Origin of the sequence: Novosphingobium olei, assembly GCF_012927405.1 — a bacterium.
Lineage (GTDB): Bacteria > Pseudomonadota > Alphaproteobacteria > Sphingomonadales > Sphingomonadaceae > Novosphingobium > Novosphingobium olei.
Genome location: NZ_JABBGM010000010.1, coordinates 25,027 through 44,835, shown reverse-complemented (window position 1 = coordinate 44,835; position 19,809 = coordinate 25,027). Strand labels below are relative to the sequence as shown.

The following is a 19,809-nucleotide window of genomic DNA, read 5'->3' as shown; positions in this document are numbered from 1 at the left end:
GGCAGCGCCCCCGCTCAGCAGACGCGCGGCACCCACCGTTCGCGCTGCCAGTGGTGCGCGCGGTGCTTCCAGGGATCGATCACGACCAGGTTGATCCAGCCGTTTTCGACCAGCTGGACGAGGTTGTCGTGGGCGAAGACGATCTCCTCCACCCGGCGCAGGGGCGCCTCGACGAACACGGTCAGGCGGCGCGGCACGTGGAACGGGGTGCCATCGTCGCGGAACAGCGACTGGCGCGGCAGGCCGGTGCACAAGTCGCCGCCGTTCCCTTGCACCACGCCGAAGCCGCCGATCACGTTCTGCGTCACCTTGTCGCCCGCGCCATAGACGGCGTTGTCGATGGTCGAAAACAGGTACTGGCAGTTGATCCACTGCGCCACGATCATCGGCGCGGTCAGGATCGCGGTCAGCGCGCTGCCGTCCTTGTCCGCCTGCCAGTCGTAGCTGTGGAGGAACGCCGCGCCATCAAGGTCCAGCGGCGCGGTCAGCCGGCGCGGCCCCACGATGAAGGCGGCATTGCCCGAAAGGCCCCATTCGGGCCGCACTTCGCCCCAGTGCGCCGCACCCGCCAGCAGGTCGTCTGCCGGCCGCGCCAGCTTGCCCGCGCGCGCATCCAGCGCCGCCCGCCCGGCCGCGCGCAGCGTTCCTTCCAGCGCGGCAAGATCGCTCTGGTGGCTCTGCGGCACGGCATCGCGGTCGAACAGGGTGATCTCGTCGCGCGTGGTGTCGTGCTGCGCGGCCAGGAACACGGTGTCCTCGGGCAGGGTGAGGCCATCGTCGGCAAGGCCGCGCCGCACCGCCGGATCGTTCAGGATCGCCGCCATCAGCCGCGCGTTCGGACCACCGGGATGCCCGCCGCAGGCCCCGCAGTCGAGGCTGGCGGCAAAGGCGTTGTTGGTGGTCGAACCGCCATGGCCGACCAGCACCACCAGCCGCGCGGTTGCCGCCGGCAGCCCGGTCAGCTTGAACATGCCGCGCGCATAGCCGACCTTGTCGGCCAGCGGGATGACGCTTTCGTCGTCGTTCGAGGCCAGCGGCGCCAGCACTTCGTGCGCATGGCCCAGCACCCCGCGCGCCAGCCGCTCGGCAAGGCGCGGCGCCAGCGTCCGCGCCAGCAGCGCCACCGCCGCCAGCGGGCCCAGCGCTTCGGCGGCGGCGAACCCGGTCGCGCCGCTCTTGGTCGCATCGAGCATGCCTTGCGCGCGGTGGGCGCAGGCCTGCCGCGTCACCATGTCCTCGGCCTCGCTCGCGCGGCCCGGCAGCGGCGCTTCGGCCACGTGGTGCGCGGGCGCAAGCAGCACCGGCAGCTGCTTGCGCGGGGCGGGGCCCAGCACCGGCTGCAGCGCGATGGGCAGGCCGAAGAACCCGGCGTAGCCATAGGTTTCGAAGCCGCCCTCTTCGCTGCCCGCCGCCTCGATCGCGCGGCGCATCGGTTCGGAGCGCACGTCGATGCAGAACACCAGCTGCGCCGCCGCCCGCGCCGTTTCGGCGTTCGCGGCACACGCGGCAGAGCGCGCCTCCAGCGCGTGGCCCAGGCTGTCGATGACCCCGCGCTCGGCCGCCTGCTGGAAGACGAGGCCCAGCGCGGTCTCGTCCATGCCGACGATCCGGGCGAAGTTCTGGCGCGCCGGTTCGTCCCAGCCGGCGGGCGCATCGGCGGCAAGGTTCCAGTGCGCCAGCAGATCGCGCGCCACCGCCGCCTCGTCGTGGTCCGCCGCCGGAGCCGCCGGCGCGCTGTGGTCCTCGCCGCAGACGAAGCCGACCAGGGCGATCAGCGCGGCAAGGTCGATCATCTCGGCCGGCGCGCCTCCGATCTGGTGCGGTTCGGCATGGGCCGTCCGCCAGCGCAAGTGCGCCGCCCAGCCCGGCAGCCGCGCGAACAGGCGCCGCACGTGATCCGCCGCCGCGGCCGGCGCGATTGCCTGCCGGTCGAGGATCAGGCCCAGCGTGGCGAGCGGTGTCTCGGGCGCAAGGTCGAGCACCCGCAGCCGTTCGCGCACCGCCAGCGCGCGCAGTGCAGGGTCTGCCCGCAGCGCGGCGAGCAGGCAGCGATAGAGGCCGTCTTCACGCCCCGCCAGCGGCGGCGCCGCGCGGTCGAGGAAGCAGCCGATCCAGCGGGCGAGCAGGGCGATCGCCGGGGTCAGCGGGCGGCGCGCCGGGGCGGGCGTGGCGGCCAGCGGCAGGTCGACCAGCCGTGCGCGCAGCAGGGCAAAGGCGTTGAGGTCCGGGCCGAACAGGGCGAAGGCAGGGTCCAGCCCGCCCAGCGTCGCCACGATCGCCTTGCGCAGCGCGATGTCGTCGATCCGCCCTTCGGCATGCAGCGTGCGCCACTGCGCCAGCGGCAGCGTGGTGCGCGCGCCGAACAGCTCGGCCCCTTCGCGCAGCGCCGCTTCGAAGGGCATGTGTTCGAAGCCCGACAGCGGGTTCACCGCGATCGCGCTTTCCAGCGGCCACAGCGGGGCGATGGCCCGGGCGGCCTCGTCCACATGGGCCGCAAGGTCGGCCTGGGCGCCGGTGTCGAGCATCGGGTTGAAGGCAAGCGTAGCCATCGATCAGTCCTTTGCGAGAAGAGGCAGGGTCAATTGGCGGGGGTGGGCAGCGCGCCGGCATGCAGCAGGCGGGCGTGGAGCCCGGCGGGCAGGCGGCGGCGTCCGGCGGCAAGATCCTGCTGCACCAGCCAGCCGGCCAGGAACAGCGAGAGCAGGGCAAGCTGCGCCCAGGCTGGCAGCAGCGGCACCGCGGCGTTCGCCTGCACCGCTTCCATCAGCGCAAGCGCGGCGGCATTGACCGCAACCAGCAGCGCGGGCAGCGCCAGCAGCGTGATCCGCGCGGTTTCGAAGCGCAGCCCGCGCGCGGCCATGGCCAGCGCCACCAGCAGCGCCGTCGCGGCAAGGCCCAGCGGCAACAGCGTGGTCTGCGCGATGGCGGTTTCCATGATCAGCGCGCCTGCGCCCAGCGCCGCCAGCGCGATCAGCGCAGGCACCGGCGCGGGCAGCGCCTTGTCACCGGCGCCCGCGGCACTGCGCCGGATCGCGCCCGATGCGCCCAGGAACAGCCAGGCCTTGAACGCGCCGTGCGCCACCATGTGCCACAACGCCGCGGCATAGCCGCCCAGCGCGCAGGTCAGCAGCATGAAGCCCATCTGCGCCACCGTCGATGCGGCCAGCGCACCCTTCACGTCGGCGCGGACCAGCATCAGCGCCGAGCCATAGAGCGCACCCGTCACACCGATGGCCAGCAGGGCAAAGCGCGCCGCCGGCACCGCTTCCAGCACCGGGGCGAAGTGGATCACCAGGAAGCCGCCGGCATTGACGAAGCCTGCGTGCATCAGCGCGGACACCGGCGTCGGCGCGGCAATCGAGGAGAGCAGCCAGGACGAGAACGGCGGCGTGGCGCAGCGTGCGGCAGCCGCGATCACCAGCAGCGCGGCGGCCAGCGTCAGCGCCAGCGGAGAAAGCGTGGGCACGGCGGCCGCGATCGCGGCGATCGAGGCGGTCTTGGCCGTAATCGCCAGCGTGACCAGCGCCCCCACCAGCGCGATGTCGCCGATCAGGAAGGCGGTGCCGGCACGGGCGGCGGCGGCGCGCGCTTCGGCCCAGTCGCCCGCATGGCGGACAAGGCCGGTCATCAGCCGGCCGGCGGCGATCCATCCCGCGGCCAGCAGCACGACGTTGTCGGCCAGGCCGACCAGCACGGTCGCAAAGGCCAGCCCGGTCGCCAGCCGCGCATGGGCCAGGCGGCGCGGGTCGGCGCGCAGGTGGCGCTGGGCGAACACGAGCACGAGTCCGGTGAGCAGCGCGGCAAGCCCGCCCAGCGCAACGCCCGCAGCGGTCACGCGCAGCAGTCCGGCAATCGCCGTCGCGCCAAGGCCCAGCGCCATGGCCGAAAGCGCCAGCACCGGGGCCGTCACGCGCAACGGGCGCTTTGCCTGTGCCGCTCCGGTCTGCACCATATCGAATGTCGTCGCCATCGTTCACCTCCTTGCGGAAGCGGGAACTGGCAGCAGCTGCAGCATGAGTGAAACGAATTTGTGAAATCTTGAAAATTGCAAACGTAAATGATAATGAGTTGTGTATGGCGCTCCGCAACCTCGACATCGATCTACTGCGTTGTTTTGTCACGATTGCCGATACCGGCAGCCTCACCCGCGCCGGGCAGCGACTGGGCCGCACGCAATCGGCCATCTCGTTGCAGCTGAAACGGCTGGAGGATCAGCTGGGCCGCACCCTGTTCGATCGCAGCCCCCGCTTCCTGGCCATCACGCCCGAAGGCGAACGACTCATCGGGCCCGCCCGCCAGATCCTGCGGCTGAACGATGCCACCGTCGCCGAAATGTTCGAACCCGAAGTGGCGGGGCAGGTCCGCCTCGGCGTGCCGGAGGATTTCGCAACCGCACACCTGCCCGCCGTGCTCGCCGCCTTTGCCGAAGCGCACCCGCTGGTCGAACTCGAAGTCACCTGCGACCTGACGCTCAACCTCATCGAACGCTTCCATGCCGGCGGCTTCGATCTCGCCCTCGTCAAGCGCCAGCCCGAACAGAAGCGCCAGCCCGGCGTGAAGGTGTGGCGCGAACCGCTCGTCTGGGTGGGCCGCGATCGGCAGGCGGTCGCCGATCTTGCCCGCATCCCGCTCGTCGTCTCGCCCGAACCCTGCGTCTATCGCAAACGCGCGAGCGAAGCGCTCGACGCCATGGGCAAGCCGTGGCGCGTCGCCTATACCTCCACCAGCCTCGCCGGTTCGCTCTCGGCGGTGAAGGCGGGGCTGGGGATCACCGTGCTGCCGTTCGAAATGGTGCCGCAAGGCTTGACCGCGCTGGGGGAGGAAAGCGGATTGCCGCCGCTCTACGATACCGAAATCGCGCTGATCGAAGCGCCGGGCCTGTCGGACACCGCGCATCGCCTGGCCCAGCACATCATCGCCGCGCTGGAGCGCGGGGCGTGAGCGATCCCGCCGCCCAGCCGACGCTGCGCCAGTTGCGCTACCTCGTCGCGCTGGCCGATTGCGGCAGCTTCACCCGCGCCGCCGGGCAGGTCGGCGTGTCGCAGCCCTCGTTCAGCCAGGCCATCGCGCAAGTGGAGGACCAGCTCGGCGGCCGCGTGGTCGAACGCGGGGGGCGGGCCTTCCTCACGCCGCTGGGGCGTGAAGCGGTGGCGCTCGCCCGGCGCATCCTCGCCGAAGCGGAAGGGTTCGCCGCGCTCGCCCTGCGCCACCGCGATGGCGAACTCGGCGGCACGATCCGCCTCGGCGTTTCGCCCACGCTCGGGCCCTATATCCTGCCCCAGCTGGTCGCCCGGCTGCACAAGACCCACCCCCGGCTGAAGGTCTACGTGCGCGAAGGCCTGCCCGATGTGCTGGCCGAACAATTGGGCGATGGCCTGCACGACGTGCTGCTGGTCCAGCTTCCGGTCGACGATGCGCGATTCCACGTCGAACGCCTGTTTCGTGAACCTATGTTTCTGGCGATGGCCGCCGACGATCCCCTGCGCAGCGTCGCCGCGATCCGTCCCGAACACCTCGCCGGGCGCGGCCTGCTGACCATGCAGCCGGCCTACCGCATGAGCACGCAGGTCGCCGCGCTGGCCGAACGCGGCGGGGCGCAGGTGTTGCGCGATTACGAAGGCACCAGCCTTGATGCGGTGCGGCAGATGGCCGGCATGGGCATGGGCCTCGCCCTGCTGCCCGAACTCTACTGCCGGCAGGAAATCCGCGATGATGGCGACGTGATCGTCCGCCCCTTCGTCGGCGGGCGCCCCTATCGCGACATCGGCCTCGTCTGGCGGGGTGGGGCGGGGCCGTCGGCCGATCTGCTGCTCCTCGCCGAGACATTGCGGAGCATTGCCGAACGATAGGTTAAACCTATCGCAATAATAGCCAGTGCCCAATTGAAGCTATGTTGTTGAATTGCCACTTTTCGTGCTGCAACTGCGAAGGAAGGTTCGAAGTTCACGATGGCCGTAGCGGCAACCGATTCCGGACAGCATCACCAGCCGACGATGCGCGACTACGCTCGTTGGAGCGCGCGCGTGCTTGCGCCCGATCGCGGTTTCATCCGCCTCGCCCTTCTGTATGGCGCGGCGATCTCGTTGCTGTCGCTGGCAACCCCAATCTCGGTCCAGCTGCTGATCAACTCGGTCGCCAACACCGCGCTGCCCGCTCCGCTGTTCACGCTCTCGCTGCTTCTGTTCGCGCTGCTGGGCATCGCCGGGCTGCTGATGGCCTTGCGCGTGATGCTCATGGCCCGCTTCGAACGCCGCTTCTTCGCCCGCATGGTCGCCGAAATCACCTTGCGCGCGGTCCATGCGCAGAACCCGTTCTTCGTCGATGCCCGGCGCGGCGATCTGTTCAACCGCTTCTTCGACCTCGGCACCGTGCAGAAGGCGCTGACCAGCCTGGTCATCGGCGGCTTCACCATCGTGCTGCAAAGCCTGGTCGGGCTGGTCGTCACCAGCTTCTACCACCCGTTCTTCCTCGCCTTCAACGCGCTGCTGGTGCTGCTCGTCGTCGCGATCTGGCGGATCTGGCTGGCAGGCTCGCTGTCGAGCGCGGTGGCCAAGAGCCACGCCAAGCATGCTGCCGCGCACTGGCTCGAAAGCGTCGGCGGTTCGAACGGCTTCTACAAGTCCAGCCGCCACATGCGCTTCGCGATCGACAAGTCGGAGGACGTCACCGCCGCCTATGTCGCTGCGCACCGCCGCCATTTCCGCTTCACCTTCGGCCAGACCATCGCGCTGCTCGCGCTCTATGCCACCGCCAGCGCGGGGCTGCTGGCAATGGGCGGCTGGCTGATCCTGCAGGGTGAACTCTCGATCGGCCAGCTCGTCGCCGCCGAGCTGATCCTTTCGGGCGTGTTCTACGGCATCGCCCAGCTCGGCTCCTACCTCGAGGTGTTCTACGACCTTGCCGCCGGGCTGGAGGAACTGTCGCTGTTCTGGGACGTGCCGCAGGAAGTGCCGCCCGAAACCGACGCACCGGGCCTTGGCAACGGGGACATCCGGCTCGACGGGGTGCAGCTCGGCGCGCATCGCTTCGACTTCCGCATCGCCAGCGGTGAACAGGTCGGCGTGGTCGCCGCGCCCGGGGTCGAACGCGGCATCGTCACCCTGCTCAAGCGGCTGCAGGCGCCCGAGCGCGGCTTCGTCACCGTCGGCGGCGCCGATCTCGGCACGTTCGACATGTATCACCTGCGCTCGGACGTGATCGTGCTCGATCGCCCCACCATCGTCGAGATGACCTGTCGCGAATACCTCGGCCTCGCCGCCGCCGGGCGCAGCGCCGCCATCCTCGAAGCGCTGGCGCTGGTCGGCCTCGAACGCCGCGTCGGCGCGCTGCCGGCGGGATTGGACACGCCGCTGTCAAGCTCGGGCTGGCCGCTCTCGGTGGGCGAAACGATGGCGCTGAAACTCGCCGGCGCGATCCTGGCGCGCCCGCGCGTGCTGGTGCTCTCGCCGCTTTACGACCTGCTGCCGCCAGAGCACATCGACCGCGTGCTGGCCGAACTGCGCGCGCATGGCACCACCGTGCTGCAGTTCACCGCACGGCCCGAAGGGCTGGCGCGCGATGCCTGGCTGTGGCTGGGCGAAACCGAGCAGGCGCGGGGCGAAAGCCTCGACCGGGTGCTGCCGCCTGCGCGCGACACCGGACGGGAGGGCTGAGCGATGGCGACCCGTCCCGACAACTTCGACCGCTTCCACACCCTCGCCGCGATCCGTCCGCCGCGGCTGGTCGTCGCGATCGGCTGGATGATCGGCATTGCCCTGCCGCTCGTGCTGCTGGCCCTGATCTTCGTGCCCTGGGTGCAGACCGCGCCGGGGCGGGGCCAGGTCGTCGCGCTCGATCCGCAGGACCGCGTCCAGCAGGTCACCGCGCTGGTGCCTGGCCGGGTCGAACGCTGGTACGTGGTCGATGGGCAGCTGGTGAAGAAGGGCGATCCCATCGCCCGCATCGCCGACAACGATCCCGACCTCATCGCCCGCCTCGCCGCCGAACGCGCGCAGGTCGCGGCGCAGATCGCGGCGAGCGAGCAGGCGATGGCGACCGCGCGGATCGACGTTGGCCGCACCGGCCAGCTGTTCGCCGATGGCCTTGCCGCGCGGCGCGATTACGAAGCCGCGCAGATCAAGGTGGCCGAACACGCCGCCAAGCTGGCCGAAGCGCGCGCCAAGCTGGCCAAGGCCGACATCGCGCTCAACCGCTCCTCCGCGCAGTTGGTCCGCGCGCCGCGCGATGGGCGGATCCAGTCGCTCAACACCGCCGCCGGTGCCACGCTGGTCAGCGCAGGCGACTGGCTGGCGACGCTGGCGCCCGAGGATTCGCCGCGCGTGGTCGAACTGATGGTCGATGGCCGCGACGTGGCGCTGGTGCGCGCAGGCCAGCCGGTGCGGCTGCACTTCGAAGGCTGGCCCGCCATCCAGTTCAGCGGCTGGCCTTCGGTGGCGCAAGGCATGTTCGACGGGCGCGTGCGGGCGATCGACCCTTCGGCGCAAGGCACCGGCCTGTTCCGCGTGCTGGTCGAGCCTAGCCCAGGCAAGCCGCGCTGGCCCGACGACAACTACGTCCGCCTCGGCTCGAAGGTGCGCGGCTGGATCCAGATGGAAACGGTCAGCGTGGGCTACGAACTGTGGCGCCAGCTGAACGACTTCCCGCTGGAATTCCCCACCCCGGTCGACACCGGACCGCGCAAGGGTGCGGGCAAGGGGCTGGCCGACAAGGTGAAGGAAAAGAAGAGCGATGCGGGCAAGGAAGACGAGGAAGCGAAATGATCGCCGCCCTGTTCCGTCGCCTTCTCATGGCGCTCGCCCTGCTGGTGGCGGGCCCCGCGCTGGCCGCGCCGACCCTGACGCTGGGCGAAGTGCTGGCCTCTTCGGCGCGGCATCAGCCGCAGATCCTTGAAGCGATCGCCCGCGAACGGCAGGCCGATGCCAAGCTGCTCGGCGCGCAAGGGGCCTTCGACCTGGTGTTCGAGGCCGACGCGCAGAGCCGCGTACTGGGCTACTACGACGGCACCTATGCCGATGTGCGCGCCACCCGGCCGCTGCAGAACAACGGCGGCAACGTCTATGCCGGCTACCGCCTGTCGGCCGGGGACTTCCCGGTCTATGACGGCAAGTCGGTGACGCTGGGCCTTGGCGAAGTGCGCGCGGGCGCGGTGTTTTCGCTGCTGCGCGACCGGCTGATCGACGAACGCCGGGGCAAGCGGACGCTGGCGCAAAGCGATATCGAGATTGCCGCCTTCGAGCGCGAGGTGGTGGCCATCGGCGTGCAGCGCCGCGCGATCGATGCCTACCAGCAGTGGGTCGGGGCGGGGCTCCGGCTCAAGCTCTATCGCGAGCTGGCCGACCTTGCGCGCAATCGCCAGGCCTCGATCGAGCGGCAGGTGCAGCTGGGGGCGCGGCCTTCGATTCTGGCGGTGGAGAACCGCCAGAACATCGTCCGGCGCCAGGCGCTGGTGGTGCGCAGCGAACAGGAACTGCAGCTTTACGCCAACGCGTTGTCGATGTTCCTGCGCGACGATCTGGGCCAGCGGGTGGCGCCCACCGCCGACCGCCTGCCCGACACGATGCCCGATGGCGTGCGCCCGCGGCTGGGCGACGTGGACCTGCACTTGTCCGAACGCCCCGACCTGAAGGCGCTGGTCGCGCGCATCGCCCAAATCGAAACGCGCGCCGCGCTGGCCGAGAACGACCTGCGACCCCGGCTCGACATCAAGGCCGAAGCGTCGAAGGACTTCGGCGCGGGCAGTTCCACCCGCCGTCCGGCCGAGGCGCTGGTGGGGCTCAAGTTCTCGATGCCGCTCGAACAGCGCGCCGCGCGCGGGCGCATCGCCGAAGTCGAGGCCGAACGCGACGCGCTGTCGCACCGCCAGCGGCTGCTGGAAGACCAGATCGGCGTGGACATAGCCAACCTGCAGACGCAGGTGCGCGGCGCCGCGCAGCTGGTGCGGCTTGCCGGCGACGAAGCGGAGCTGGCCCGCCGCATGGCCGAAGCCGAACGCCGCCGCTTCGATCTGGGCGCGAGCGATTTCCTGCTGGTAAACCTGCGCGAGGAAAGCGCCGCCGATGCCGCGCTGCGCACGCTCGATGCGCGGTTGCGCGAAGCGGCAGCGCGGGCCGAACTGGCGGCGGTGGTTGCCGATCGCGCGGCGCTGGGACTGTAACCCACACCCCCATATCCGGCGGCGAGCCCGGACGATAACGCCGTTGGGAAGCGGTACGGACCTGCGCGACCGGCGCGGGCGCCATGCGTGGCGCGTGCGCGTGGAGGGCAAGAGGAACGCTGTGGCGAGTGGCCGGCGGGGCGTTGGCTATCCCGGATCGGCTCAGCCTGTAGTCGGACGGGGGCTCGAAACCCGGGCGGCGGCTCGCAAGGCGGCCCGGTCCGTAGCGATAAGTCCCTGAAGGATCAGCCCGGACGGCCTCGATCGGCGTGGAAGCGGATCTTTGGCGGATCATGGGGCACTGTGACTTCAGGGAGGCGCTGCCACGCGGTTGAACCACCGCACCACATCCGCCCGTCCGTTGCAGTGGCGTTGGGTGTGCCCTGAGGGACTTGGGGCTTAACGCCCTCGCTGACCGCTTCCGAGGAAGTGGCCTCCCGCAGCGCCGACCCGCGCCGGTCGCGTCGGGCCTTTCCCATCGTGGAGATTGGCCCGAAGGAGCGAAGAGCAAGCCGGCCATGCCGCTCCCGGTCCGTGGGGGGGCGTATAACCTATATGGTACGTTTTGTCAAGGTTGGAGTGGGGTGGGTGTTGCGTGCGGTCTTGGTGTTGCGCCTGGGAGAACAAGGGCGGCCCTTCGACAGGCTCAGGGCGGGCGGTGTTGGGGGGCGTGGGGTGTTCGTTCCTCAGACGTCATGCCAGCGCAGGCTGGCATCGTTGGCGGTTTGTGGAACGGTTGGGAGGCGCCCTGTCGCCAGCGATCCCAGCCTTCGCTGGGATGACGTTTTGGGCGCTCCCACACCGCCGTCTGTCCTGAGCCTGTCGAAGGACTGTTCTTCTTCTTGGGGCCACGCCTCGTGCGGAAGACAAATCCCCATGTTTCCGCACGGGGACGGGTTGCCCTGCGGCGTGGTGCGGGGCATCGACGGCGGCCAGCAGGAGTGCCGTGTGTCCGATCCTTCCGAAGATGACGTTCCTGCCAATCCGGTGACACGCGCGCGGGCGATGGTCGAGGCCGAGGTGCCGCCCGAGCGGCGCGGGCCCGGGTGGGACCGGCATTGGCGCGAGCTGGAAGCCTATGCCGCAGCGGGGACCGAATGGGCGGTGGCGCCGGCCGCGGCCGATGGTGCCGCGCCAGCGCGCAAGCGGCGGCGGCGCGCGCGGCCGAGGAACGCGCAGTAGATCACGGCTGCGCGGTGCGGCGCAGCAGCGTGGTGTCGTAGCCGAGCGCGGCGGCGCGTTCGATCAGCTTTTCGACCTTCGCTTCGCCCGGCACCTGTTCGCGCATCAGCAGCCAGAGATAGCGGCCCGAGCCTTCGCCCACGATGGCCCAGCCATATTCCTTGCCGTGATCGAGGATCCAGTAATCGCCGGTGATCGGGCCGAAGAAGCGCACCTTGAGCTTGGCGTTGGTGCCCTTGTCGACGATGCGCGCGACGCCCTTGGTGGTGACCCACTTGCCGTCCGCGCGGCGGGCGCGGTTGACGACGTCGATCCGGCCATCGGCGCGCAGCGCGTAATCGGCCGTGGCGCCTTCGCAGTCCTTTTCGAAGGCCTGTTCATAGCGCGCGATTTCGTACCAGCGGCCGAGATAGCGTTCGACGTCGACGTTGCGTGCAGGGTCTGGCACGGCCGGGTTGCCGACCGGATGGCGCAGCTTTGCCCGCCATGCCGCGAGGGCGCCTGCGACGACGGCGATACCGCCCAGCGCGGCGAGCTTGCCCGTTCGGGCCATGACGTGATCTCCTTCTATGCAGTCCGCCGCCAATGCGGGAACATCGCCTGCGGTTCCGGTGCTTTCGGGCGCTGGCGCTCTCGCACGGGGCGCTCTATGGTTCCCGATGTAACCAGATGAAGGGTCGTCCATGCGTTTGAAATCCGCGCGTCTTGCCGCGTTGATCGTTGCTCCCGTATTCGTTTCCGCGATTGCCGGCGCCGGCCCGCTGGCCGCGCAGGTCGTCTCCAGCCCCAAGGACATCGCCGCCGCAGCCAATGCCGCGCCCGCTGGCGACATTCCGGCCAAGTTCACCCCGCCGATCGACGCGCGCGACTTCATCAAGCGCGAAGTGATGATCCCGATGCGCGATGGGACGAAGCTCTACACCGTGATCGTGATCCCCAAGGGCGCGACCAATGCGCCGATCGTGCTGACGCGCACGCCGTACAACGCGCGGGGGCGGGCATCGCGCGCGGACAGCCCGAACATGATTTCGACCCTGCCCTTGGCGGACGAAGGCTTCGTCAAGGCGGGCTACATCCGCGTGTATCAGGACATCCGCGGCAAGTACGGCTCGGAAGGCGATTACATCGTCACCCGGCCCGTGCGCGGGCCGCTCAACCCCACCAAGGTCGACCACGTGACCGATGCCTGGGACACGATCGACTGGCTGGTGAAGAAGGCCAACCTGCCTGAAAGCAACGGCAAGGTGGGCATGATCGGATCGAGCTACGAAGGCTTCACCGTGGTGATGGCGCTGCTCGATCCGCATCCCGCGCTGAAGGTGGCCGCGCCCGAAAGCCCGATGATCGATGGCTGGATGGGCGATGACTGGTTCCACTATGGCGCGTTCCGCCTGGCCAACATCGGCTGGATCGGATCGCAGACCGGCTACAAGGGCGATGGCAAGGAACCGGCGACCGGCGTCTACGACAACTACGAGGAATTCCGCCGGCTGGGCGGGGCGAACGAATGGGCGAAGAAATCGGGCTTCGACCAGCTGCCGGCGTGGAAGAAGATGGTCCAGCACGTCGCCTATGACGGGTTCTGGCAGGGGCAGGCGCTCGACAAGCTGCTGGCGGCGAACCCTTCGAACGTGCCCACGATCTGGGAGCAGGGGCTGTGGGACCAGGAGGACATGTATGGCGCGATCCATTCGTGGGAGGCGCTGAAGGCCAAGGGCAAGCTCGGCAACAACTTCCTGGTGATGGGGCCGTGGCGGCATAGCCAGGTCAACCGCGATGGCCGCTCGCTGGGGCCGTTCCAGTGGAATGGCGATACCGCGCAGCAGTTCCGCGAGGACATGGTGCTGCCGCTGTTCAACCAGTACCTCAAGGACGGGCCGCCCGCGAACCTGCCGCAGGTGGCGATCTACAACACCGGCGAGAACCACTGGGACAAGCTGGCCGACTGGCCGCTCGCCTGCGAAAGCGGGTGCAAGGCGGGCCTGACGCCGATCTACCTTGGCGCGAACGGCGGCCTGTCGTTCGACAAGGCGGCGGCGGGCGAGGATTCGTATGTCTCCGATCCGGCCAAGCCGGTGCCGCACCTGCCGCGCCCGGTGAACTTCGGCGACGGGCGCTGGGGCGACTGGCTGGTGAGCGACCAGCGCCACGCCGATGGCCGCCCCGACGTGCTGACCTACCAGACGGGTGTGCTCAACGCACCGGTGCGGGTGAGCGGCGCGCCGATCGCGGACCTGTTCGCCAAGACCACCGGGACCGATGGCGACTTCGTGGTCAAGGTGATCGACGTCTACCCGGACGAGGTGGCCTCCGACCCCAAGATGGGCGGCTATGAACTGCCGATCGCGCTCGACATCTTCCGCGGGCGCTATCGCGACAGCTTCAGCAACCCGACCGCGATCCCGGCGGGGCAGGTGCAGCGCTATCGCTTCCGCCTGCCGACGGTGAACCACGTGTTCCAGCCGGGCCACCGCATCATGGTGCAGGTGCAGTCTTCGCTGTTCCCGCTCTATGACCGCAATCCGCAGACGTTCGTGCCCAACATCTTCCTGGCGAAGAAGGAAGACTACAAGGCGGCGACGATCTCGATCGAGCGCGGCGGCGAGGGGGCGAGCGCGGTATGGCTGCCGGTGGTGCCGGTCACCCCGGCGCCCTGACGGCGGGGCGCGGTCCTAGCGGTCCTTGGGCGAAACGTACGACGCATCGTGCACGAACGGCAGCGGTGCGTCGGTTCGCAAGGCTTCGAGCACGGCGGCGAAGTCGGTCTTCGCTCGCCAGCCGATCGTCGCTTCGGCAAGCGAGGGATCGTAGACCCGGCCGATGCTGCGCGGCAGCTGCCAGCCGCGCCTTGCGTAAAGCTCGGCCGCATCGGGGAAGTGACGGGCGATGACGGCGCGGGCGTCGCGCTTCAGGTCGGCCACTTCGTCGCGCGTGAACGGCGGCGGGGCCGAGGCGATGAACAGGCCGAAGCCGATCTGCTGGGCGTGGGACAGCGCGGCGAGGTGGGCTTCGACCGCATCCTCCACGCTCAGGCGGCGGTTGAGGAATTCGTTGGCCTTGATGTTGGGGCCGCTGAGCAGCGCGGTGGGGCGATCATCGTCTTCGGGAAAGAAGCGGCTGGTGCGCAGCACCACGCCGGGCAGGCCGTGTTCCTGCGCGAACAGGCGGACGAGCCCTTCGGCGGCGAGCTTGGTGGTGCCGTAGATGTTGCGCGGGTTGAGCGGGGCGTGGCTTTCGTCGAGCCAGACGGCGGCATCGCCCCGTTCCTCGCGGATGGCGCGGTCGATCATCAGCGAGGTGGTCGAGGTCATGACGAAGGCGCTGCACTGCGCCGCCTTTGCCGCCTCCAGCAGGGCAAGCGTGCCCGAGACGTTGATGTCGACGAAGTTCTGCAGCCGCGTGCGCACGAGATCGGGCTGGTGCAGACCGGCGGCGTGGACCACCGCGTCCGCCCCGAAGGCAAAGGCGCGTTCGACCGCGCGGCGATCGGCCACCGAGCCGACCACCTGCGTTTCGGGCCCTGCGGCAAGATCGAGCCCGGTGACCCGGTGCCCGTCCTGCCGCAACCGCGCGGCAAAGTGGCGGCCGAGCCAGCCCGACGATCCGGTGACGAGAACGCGCATTGCCGGTGTGCGCCCTTACCCAGCCTGTGTGCGCCCGCGCGCCTGCACGCCGGCGACGCGGCCGGCGATGTCCTCTGCGGTGAGCGAGGCGGAGAAGGCGCGGCTGGCGCTCTTTTCGTGGGTGCGGCCTTCGCCATAGGCGAGCGCGTTGCCGCCATCGATCTGCGCCTTGTACGCAGACAGCGTCTTCGCCGGGATCGTGGCCATTTCGGCGGCGAGGGCGAGCGCGGTATCGAGCAGGTCGGCGGCGGGGACGACGCGGTTGACGAGGCCCCATTCGAGCGCCTTTGCCGCGTCGATGAAGTTGCCGGTGAAGGCCATTTCCTTGTAGCGGGCGATGCCGATCAAACGCGGCAGCTTCTGCGACAGGCCCCAGCCGGGCAGGATGCCGACGCGGGCGTGGGTATCGGCAAAGCGCGCCTTGTCGCTGGCGATCAGCACGTCGCAGGCGATGGCGACTTCGAAGCCGCCGGTGATGGCAACCCCGTTGATCGCGCCGATCACCGGCTTGGGGCAATGTTCGATGGCGTAGACCGGATCGGCGGGTTCATCGCCGGTGGGGGCGACGGCGGACAGGCCGTTGCCGGTGGACAGTTCCTTGAGATCGAGCCCGGCGCAGAAGGCGCGTTCGCCCGCGCCGGTCAGGATCACGACCGAAACATCGTCATCGCTGGCGACCTGGTCCATCGCCTTGGCCAGCGCATCGCGAAGGCCGCGGGACAGCGCGTTCATCGCTTCGGGCCGGTTGAGCGTGACGATCGCGACCGCGTCGCGCTTTTCGATGGTGACCAGTTCGCTCATCCCTCTATCCCTTCTTGAAATTGGCTTTTGTATAACACTCGATAACCAGGCTGATGGCGGTGCCATCGGCACGGCGCAAGAGCCCGCGATGCGAAAGGACGGTATCCTTTGGGCAGCCGGGCCAGCCACCTGCGCTTTCGGAGAGGCGTTCGCGGTGGAAGCCGAGGCCCGCCACGACCTTGCCGAACGGCGCATCGGTGGTTTCGAGGATGCGGTTCATTTCGGGGGTGAGCGCATCGGGCACGTACCAGTTCTTGGCTTCGGACAGCACAACCCCATCGCAGGCAAGGCGCACGTGGCGAAAGCCCACGCGCTGGCCGGGGGCAAGGCCGAGCAGGGCGCGCGTTTCGCCATCGGGTTCCTCAAACGCGGCGCGATCGACCAGCGCGCGGATTTCGCCTTGCGGGGCGATCCCTTCGGCGCGGCACCATTCGGTGAGCGCCGCGGTGGCGCTGTCGCGCGCGCGCAGGGTCTGCTGGAAGCGGTGCAGCTGGGCCGGGGCGCAGCCGGCAAGTCCGGTGCTGGAGGCGGCGACGGCAATGACCGCGAGCGATGGCCGCAGGTCCATGTCGCGCTCGCTCAGATGCCCCCGGCGAAGGGTTCGCGGCCCATGGCGGCCAGCGCATCGGACAGCGCGGCGGCGCAGGCATCGAGCTGGGCCTGGTCGGTCGAGCGGATGACGAAGTTCGCGCCCGTGCGCCCTTCGCGGAAGAAGGGATAGCTGCCGATCTGCACGCCGTCGTAGGCGCGCTCGGTCTGCGCCAGCAGTTCGGCGATCTCGCTTTCGGCGACCCAGCAGCCGACCGTGGTGGACAGCAGCGGCAGCCCGCCTTCGAGCGTTCCAGTCAGGCCATCGAGCATCCCCGCCGTGATCGAAGGCACGCCGGCCATGATGTAGATGTTGCCGAACTTGATGCCCGGCGCGCCCGACATGCGGTTGACGATCAGATCGGCGCCTTCGGGCACGCGTGCCATGCGCAGCCGCGCATCGGTGAGGCCGCCGCGCGTTTCGTAATAGCGTTCGAGAATGGCGCGCGCCTGCGGGTGAACGATCACCGGCACGCCCACCGCGGCGGCGATGGCATCGACGGTGATGTCGTCATGCGTGGGGCCGATGCCGCCGGTGGTGAACAGGTAATCGTTGCGCGCGCGCAGGGTGTTCACCGCTTCGGCGATCGCGTCCATGTCGTCGGCCACGACGCGCACTTCGCGCAGGCGGATGCCCTGCACGCCAAGCCAGGTGGCGATCTGCGCGATGTTCTTGTCCTGCGTGCGGCCGGAGAGGATTTCGTCCCCGATCACGATCAGCGCGGCGGTCCAGATGCGGGCGGTGTCTGTCATCGCCGGGCACCGTTACCGCAAAGGCCGCCGCTGGCAAGAGGGGCCGGAGGGCGCTTGCGGGGCTGTCACGAACATGCCCCGCAAGCCGATCGACGGGGCGCCCCTATTCCGCCGCGACCTGCAGCGGATCGACCGCCACCGGTACGCCCTTTGCCCGCGTCAGCTGCAGCACGCCATCTTCGACCGGATCGCTCTTCATGAACTTGCGGTCGCGCACGTAGTCCTGGCTGAGCCGCCAGCGCATGTCGGTCGCGCTCTTGGGCTGAAGATGCTTGCCGCGCTGGAGATAGCCCGAGGAAAAATCGAACACGTCGTCGAATTCGAGCCCGGAATCGTCCGGCAACACCGGCGTTGCCACCTGCCGCCCAGTGTCCTTCATCCGGTTGAGCAGCTTGCAGACATATTCGGCGTTGAGATCCGCGCGCAGCGTCCACGAGGCGTTGAGATAGCCGAACACCGCCGCGAGGTTGGGCAGGTTCGAGAACATCACCGCCTTGTAGTAGTAGTGGTCCGACAGATCGACCGGCACGCCATCACTGGCCAGCGCGATCTTGCCCGCCATCGCGAGCTTCAGGCCCGTGGCGGTGACGATGACGTCGGCATCGAGGTGCTTGCCCGATTCGAGCTGGATGCCGGTGGCGTCGATCCTGGCGATGCGGTCGGTCACCACTTCGGCGCGCCCCGCCTTGATCGCTTCGAACATGTCGGCATCGGGCACCAGGCACAGCCGCTGTTCCCACGGGTTGTAGGGCGGGGTGAAGGCCTTGGCATCGTACTTGTCGCCCAGCATCTCCTTCAGCCGCTGGGTCAGGAAGTCCTTCACCTTGTCGGGCCGGGTGCGGGCGCGGTTGTAGAAGAAGTTCTGCAGGCGGATGTTCTTGAACCGGGTGATCGCATAGGCGACCTTTTCGGGCAGGAACTTGCGCAAGGTGTTGGCAAAGGCATCGCGCGCCGGGCGCGAGGCGTACCATGTCGGGGTGCGCTGGAGCATGGTCACGTGGCCCGCGGTCTGCGCCATGGCAGGCACGATGGTGACCGCGGTCGCGCCCGAGCCGATCACGACGACGCGCTTGCCCGCATAGTCGAGATCGCGCGGCCAGAACTGCGGGTGGACGATCGTGCCGGCAAAGTCCGCCTTGCCGGGGATCTCCGCTTCGTAGGGCTGGTCGTAGTCGTAGTAGCCCGAGCCGAGGTAGAGGAAGCGCGCGGTCGAGCGGGTGCGGGCGCCGCTGTCGTCCTCGCTAACCAGCTGCCACAGGCCGGCGGCGCTGTCCCAGTCGGCCGAGACGACCTTGGTGCCGAAGCGGATGTGCGGGCGGATGCCGCGTTCATCGGCGATGCGGTTGAGGTATTCGAGGATCGAGGGGCCGTCGGCGATCGACTTTTCATGGCGCCACGGTTCGAACACGAAGCCCAGCGTGTGCATGTCGCTGTCCGAACGCACGCCGGGATAGCGGAACAGGTCCCAGGTGCCGCCGATGGCATCGCGCCGTTCGAAGATCGCATAGGAACGGTCCGGGCACAGCATCTTCATGTGCGCGGCCATGCCGATCCCGGAAATGCCCGCGCCGACAATGGCGACGTCGACATCAGGTTGCGCGCTTTCGAGCTTCGTCTCGAGGCCCATGGTCTTTCTCCCGATCGTTATTTACACCGATGTTAGCGCGTCTGGTGGCAATTTCCAGCGGGGAATTGCGTTTTGTTGCCCGGCGGGACAGACAGGCCGGCATGATCGTTGCCGCACGCCGCTATTCCGCCGGAAAGGCGCACGAAATCGCCATCGAACTGGATGGCCAGCGGCGCGAATGCCCGGCGGGCTGCTTCGACTGGATCGGCCTGTGCGAACCCGATGCGGCGGAAATGGAGCTGGTGCGGCGGCAGTACGGGCTGCACCCGCTGGCGGTGGAAGATGCGCTCAACCCCCGGCAGATGCCCAAGGTGGACATCTACGGCAAGCAGCTGTTCGTCGTCGCGCGCACGGCCTCGCTGGGCGAGGACGGGGAGAGCATCGTCTATGGCCAGACGGCGTTCTTCCTGGGCACGGACTTCATCATCTCGGTGCGGTTCGGTTCATCGCGCGCGCACCGCGAACTGCGGCGCGAGCTGGAAGCCGATGCCGAGCGGCTGGCGGAAGGCGCGGACTATGTCCTGCACGCGGTGCTCGACTTCATCGCCGATGGCTACCTGCCGATCATGGACCGGCTGGAGGACGTAGCGCAGGGGATGGAGGAATCGGCGATCGACGTGTTCCCCGAACAGGCGGTGATCCGCCGCATCTTCCGCCTGCGCCGCCAGCTGCGCCGGTTCGAGCGGGTGATCGGGCCGATGGAGGAAATGGTCGAGCGGCTGGTGCAGGCCGACCTGCCGACGATCGACCCGTCGGCGCGGATCTGGTTCCGCGATGTGCTCGACCACGTGCGCCGGGTGATGGCGCGGATGCGCGGCCTGAAGGAAACGCTGGCGGCCATCGTCGAGACGGCCAGCCTGCTCGAGCAGCACCGGCAGGGCGAAATGACCCGGCAGCTGGCCGCCTGGGCCGCGATCCTGGCCGTGCCGACGGCCATCGCGGGCATCTATGGCATGAATTTCGACTACATCCCGGAACTCAAGTGGCACTACGGGTACTTCGTGGTCTGGGCCGCGATAATCTCGATCTGCGGGGGGCTTTACGTGCGCTTCCGCCGGATCGGATGGTTGTGACGCAGGGCC

The 19,809-nt window shown here is 69.1% G+C and carries 16 protein-coding genes; 8 read left to right on the top strand and 8 right to left on the bottom strand.

Features of this window, described 5'->3' with window-relative positions; genetic code table 11:
- Positions 1-14: 14 nt before the first annotated feature.
- Entirely contained in the window at positions 15-2,549 is a 2,535-nt protein-coding gene (locus HHL27_RS17595; RefSeq protein WP_169494696.1) for a DUF2309 domain-containing protein, read from the bottom strand.
- A gap of 29 nt (positions 2,550-2,578) precedes the next feature.
- Positions 2,579-3,970, bottom strand: a complete 1,392-nt coding sequence (locus HHL27_RS17590) for a proton-conducting transporter transmembrane domain-containing protein (protein ID WP_169494695.1) — start codon at positions 3,968-3,970, stop codon at positions 2,579-2,581.
- A 104-nt stretch (positions 3,971-4,074) separates the two neighbouring features.
- Here HHL27_RS17590 and HHL27_RS17585 point away from each other — a divergent pair, with 104 nt between their 5' ends.
- The 6 genes from HHL27_RS17585 (at position 4,075) to HHL27_RS17560 (ending at position 11,335) form a co-directional block, all read left to right on the top strand.
- Positions 4,075-4,941 (top strand): LysR substrate-binding domain-containing protein, encoded by an 867-nt coding sequence (locus HHL27_RS17585; RefSeq protein WP_169494694.1) that lies wholly within the window; start codon positions 4,075-4,077, stop codon positions 4,939-4,941.
- Complete coding sequence (locus HHL27_RS17580; RefSeq protein WP_169494693.1) at positions 4,938-5,849, top strand: LysR substrate-binding domain-containing protein; 912 nt, start codon at positions 4,938-4,940, stop codon at positions 5,847-5,849. Before HHL27_RS17585 ends, HHL27_RS17580 begins: the two co-directional genes overlap by 4 nt.
- Positions 5,850-5,948: 99 nt before the next feature.
- Positions 5,949-7,652, top strand: a complete 1,704-nt coding sequence (locus tag HHL27_RS17575) for an ABC transporter transmembrane domain-containing protein (RefSeq protein WP_206069679.1) — start codon at positions 5,949-5,951, stop codon at positions 7,650-7,652.
- 3 nt (positions 7,653-7,655) lie between these two features.
- Entirely contained in the window at positions 7,656-8,759 is a 1,104-nt protein-coding gene (locus tag HHL27_RS17570; RefSeq protein ID WP_169494692.1) for an efflux RND transporter periplasmic adaptor subunit, read from the top strand.
- Entirely contained in the window at positions 8,756-10,153 is a 1,398-nt protein-coding gene (locus HHL27_RS17565; RefSeq protein WP_240959960.1) for a TolC family protein, read from the top strand. Before HHL27_RS17570 ends, HHL27_RS17565 begins: the two co-directional genes overlap by 4 nt.
- Before the next feature lie 876 nt (positions 10,154-11,029).
- Complete coding sequence (locus tag HHL27_RS17560; RefSeq protein ID WP_169494664.1) at positions 11,030-11,335, top strand: hypothetical protein; 306 nt, start codon at positions 11,030-11,032, stop codon at positions 11,333-11,335.
- 1 nt (position 11,336) lies between these two features.
- On the opposite strand, the gene HHL27_RS17555 is transcribed toward HHL27_RS17560, so the two are convergent.
- The gene (locus HHL27_RS17555) at positions 11,337-11,888 is read right to left on the bottom strand and encodes a lipocalin family protein (protein WP_169494691.1); all 552 of its coding nucleotides are present in this window, start codon (positions 11,886-11,888) and stop codon (positions 11,337-11,339) included.
- A gap of 130 nt (positions 11,889-12,018) precedes the next feature.
- On the opposite strand from HHL27_RS17555, the gene HHL27_RS17550 reads away from it, so the two are divergent.
- On the top strand, positions 12,019-13,992 hold the full coding sequence (locus tag HHL27_RS17550; protein WP_169494690.1) for a CocE/NonD family hydrolase: 1,974 nt from the start codon (positions 12,019-12,021) through the stop codon (positions 13,990-13,992).
- Positions 13,993-14,007: 15 nt separating this feature from the next.
- Here the strand turns inward: HHL27_RS17550 and HHL27_RS17545 are convergent, their stop codons facing one another.
- The 5 genes from HHL27_RS17545 to HHL27_RS17525 form a co-directional block, all read right to left on the bottom strand.
- Positions 14,008-14,958: an NAD-dependent epimerase/dehydratase family protein gene (locus HHL27_RS17545; RefSeq protein WP_169494689.1), complete on the bottom strand. Its 951-nt coding sequence runs from the start codon at positions 14,956-14,958 to the stop codon at positions 14,008-14,010.
- A 15-nt stretch (positions 14,959-14,973) separates the two neighbouring features.
- Positions 14,974-15,759 carry an enoyl-CoA hydratase gene (locus tag HHL27_RS17540; RefSeq protein WP_206069678.1) on the bottom strand — a complete coding sequence of 262 codons (786 nt, stop codon included), beginning with the start codon at positions 15,757-15,759 and terminating at the stop codon, positions 14,974-14,976.
- 4 nt (positions 15,760-15,763) lie between these two features.
- Positions 15,764-16,327: a hypothetical protein gene (locus tag HHL27_RS17535; protein WP_169494688.1), complete on the bottom strand. Its 564-nt coding sequence runs from the start codon at positions 16,325-16,327 to the stop codon at positions 15,764-15,766.
- An 11-nt stretch (positions 16,328-16,338) separates the two neighbouring features.
- Positions 16,339-17,100 carry a competence/damage-inducible protein A gene (locus HHL27_RS17530; protein WP_169494687.1) on the bottom strand — a complete coding sequence of 254 codons (762 nt, stop codon included), beginning with the start codon at positions 17,098-17,100 and terminating at the stop codon, positions 16,339-16,341.
- A 103-nt stretch (positions 17,101-17,203) separates the two neighbouring features.
- The gene (locus HHL27_RS17525) at positions 17,204-18,727 is read right to left on the bottom strand and encodes a flavin-containing monooxygenase (protein WP_169494686.1); all 1,524 of its coding nucleotides are present in this window, start codon (positions 18,725-18,727) and stop codon (positions 17,204-17,206) included.
- A 101-nt stretch (positions 18,728-18,828) separates the two neighbouring features.
- Between HHL27_RS17525 and HHL27_RS17520 the strand changes: the two genes are divergently transcribed.
- Positions 18,829-19,800 carry a magnesium and cobalt transport protein CorA gene (locus HHL27_RS17520; protein ID WP_169494685.1) on the top strand — a complete coding sequence of 324 codons (972 nt, stop codon included), beginning with the start codon at positions 18,829-18,831 and terminating at the stop codon, positions 19,798-19,800.
- Positions 19,801-19,809: the final 9 nt, after the last annotated feature.

Coding starts and splice junctions, on each gene's coding strand:
- HHL27_RS17595 (WP_169494696.1), bottom strand. CDS start 2,549: ATGGCTACGCTTGCCTTCAACCCGATGCTCGACACCGGCGCCCAGGCC.
- HHL27_RS17590 (WP_169494695.1), bottom strand. CDS start 3,970: ATGGCGACGACATTCGATATGGTGCAGACCGGAGCGGCACAGGCAAAG.
- HHL27_RS17585 (WP_169494694.1), top strand. CDS start 4,075: ATGGCGCTCCGCAACCTCGACATCGATCTACTGCGTTGTTTTGTCACG.
- HHL27_RS17575 (WP_206069679.1), top strand. CDS start 5,949: ATGGCCGTAGCGGCAACCGATTCCGGACAGCATCACCAGCCGACGATG.
- HHL27_RS17570 (WP_169494692.1), top strand. CDS start 7,656: ATGGCGACCCGTCCCGACAACTTCGACCGCTTCCACACCCTCGCCGCG.
- HHL27_RS17565 (WP_240959960.1), top strand. CDS start 8,756: ATGATCGCCGCCCTGTTCCGTCGCCTTCTCATGGCGCTCGCCCTGCTG.
- HHL27_RS17560 (WP_169494664.1), top strand. CDS start 11,030: ATGTTTCCGCACGGGGACGGGTTGCCCTGCGGCGTGGTGCGGGGCATC.
- HHL27_RS17555 (WP_169494691.1), bottom strand. CDS start 11,888: ATGGCCCGAACGGGCAAGCTCGCCGCGCTGGGCGGTATCGCCGTCGTC.
- HHL27_RS17550 (WP_169494690.1), top strand. CDS start 12,019: ATGCGTTTGAAATCCGCGCGTCTTGCCGCGTTGATCGTTGCTCCCGTA.
- HHL27_RS17545 (WP_169494689.1), bottom strand. CDS start 14,958: ATGCGCGTTCTCGTCACCGGATCGTCGGGCTGGCTCGGCCGCCACTTT.
- HHL27_RS17540 (WP_206069678.1), bottom strand. CDS start 15,759: ATGAGCGAACTGGTCACCATCGAAAAGCGCGACGCGGTCGCGATCGTC.
- HHL27_RS17535 (WP_169494688.1), bottom strand. CDS start 16,327: ATGGACCTGCGGCCATCGCTCGCGGTCATTGCCGTCGCCGCCTCCAGC.
- HHL27_RS17530 (WP_169494687.1), bottom strand. CDS start 17,100: ATGACAGACACCGCCCGCATCTGGACCGCCGCGCTGATCGTGATCGGG.
- HHL27_RS17525 (WP_169494686.1), bottom strand. CDS start 18,727: ATGGGCCTCGAGACGAAGCTCGAAAGCGCGCAACCTGATGTCGACGTC.
- HHL27_RS17520 (WP_169494685.1), top strand. CDS start 18,829: ATGATCGTTGCCGCACGCCGCTATTCCGCCGGAAAGGCGCACGAAATC.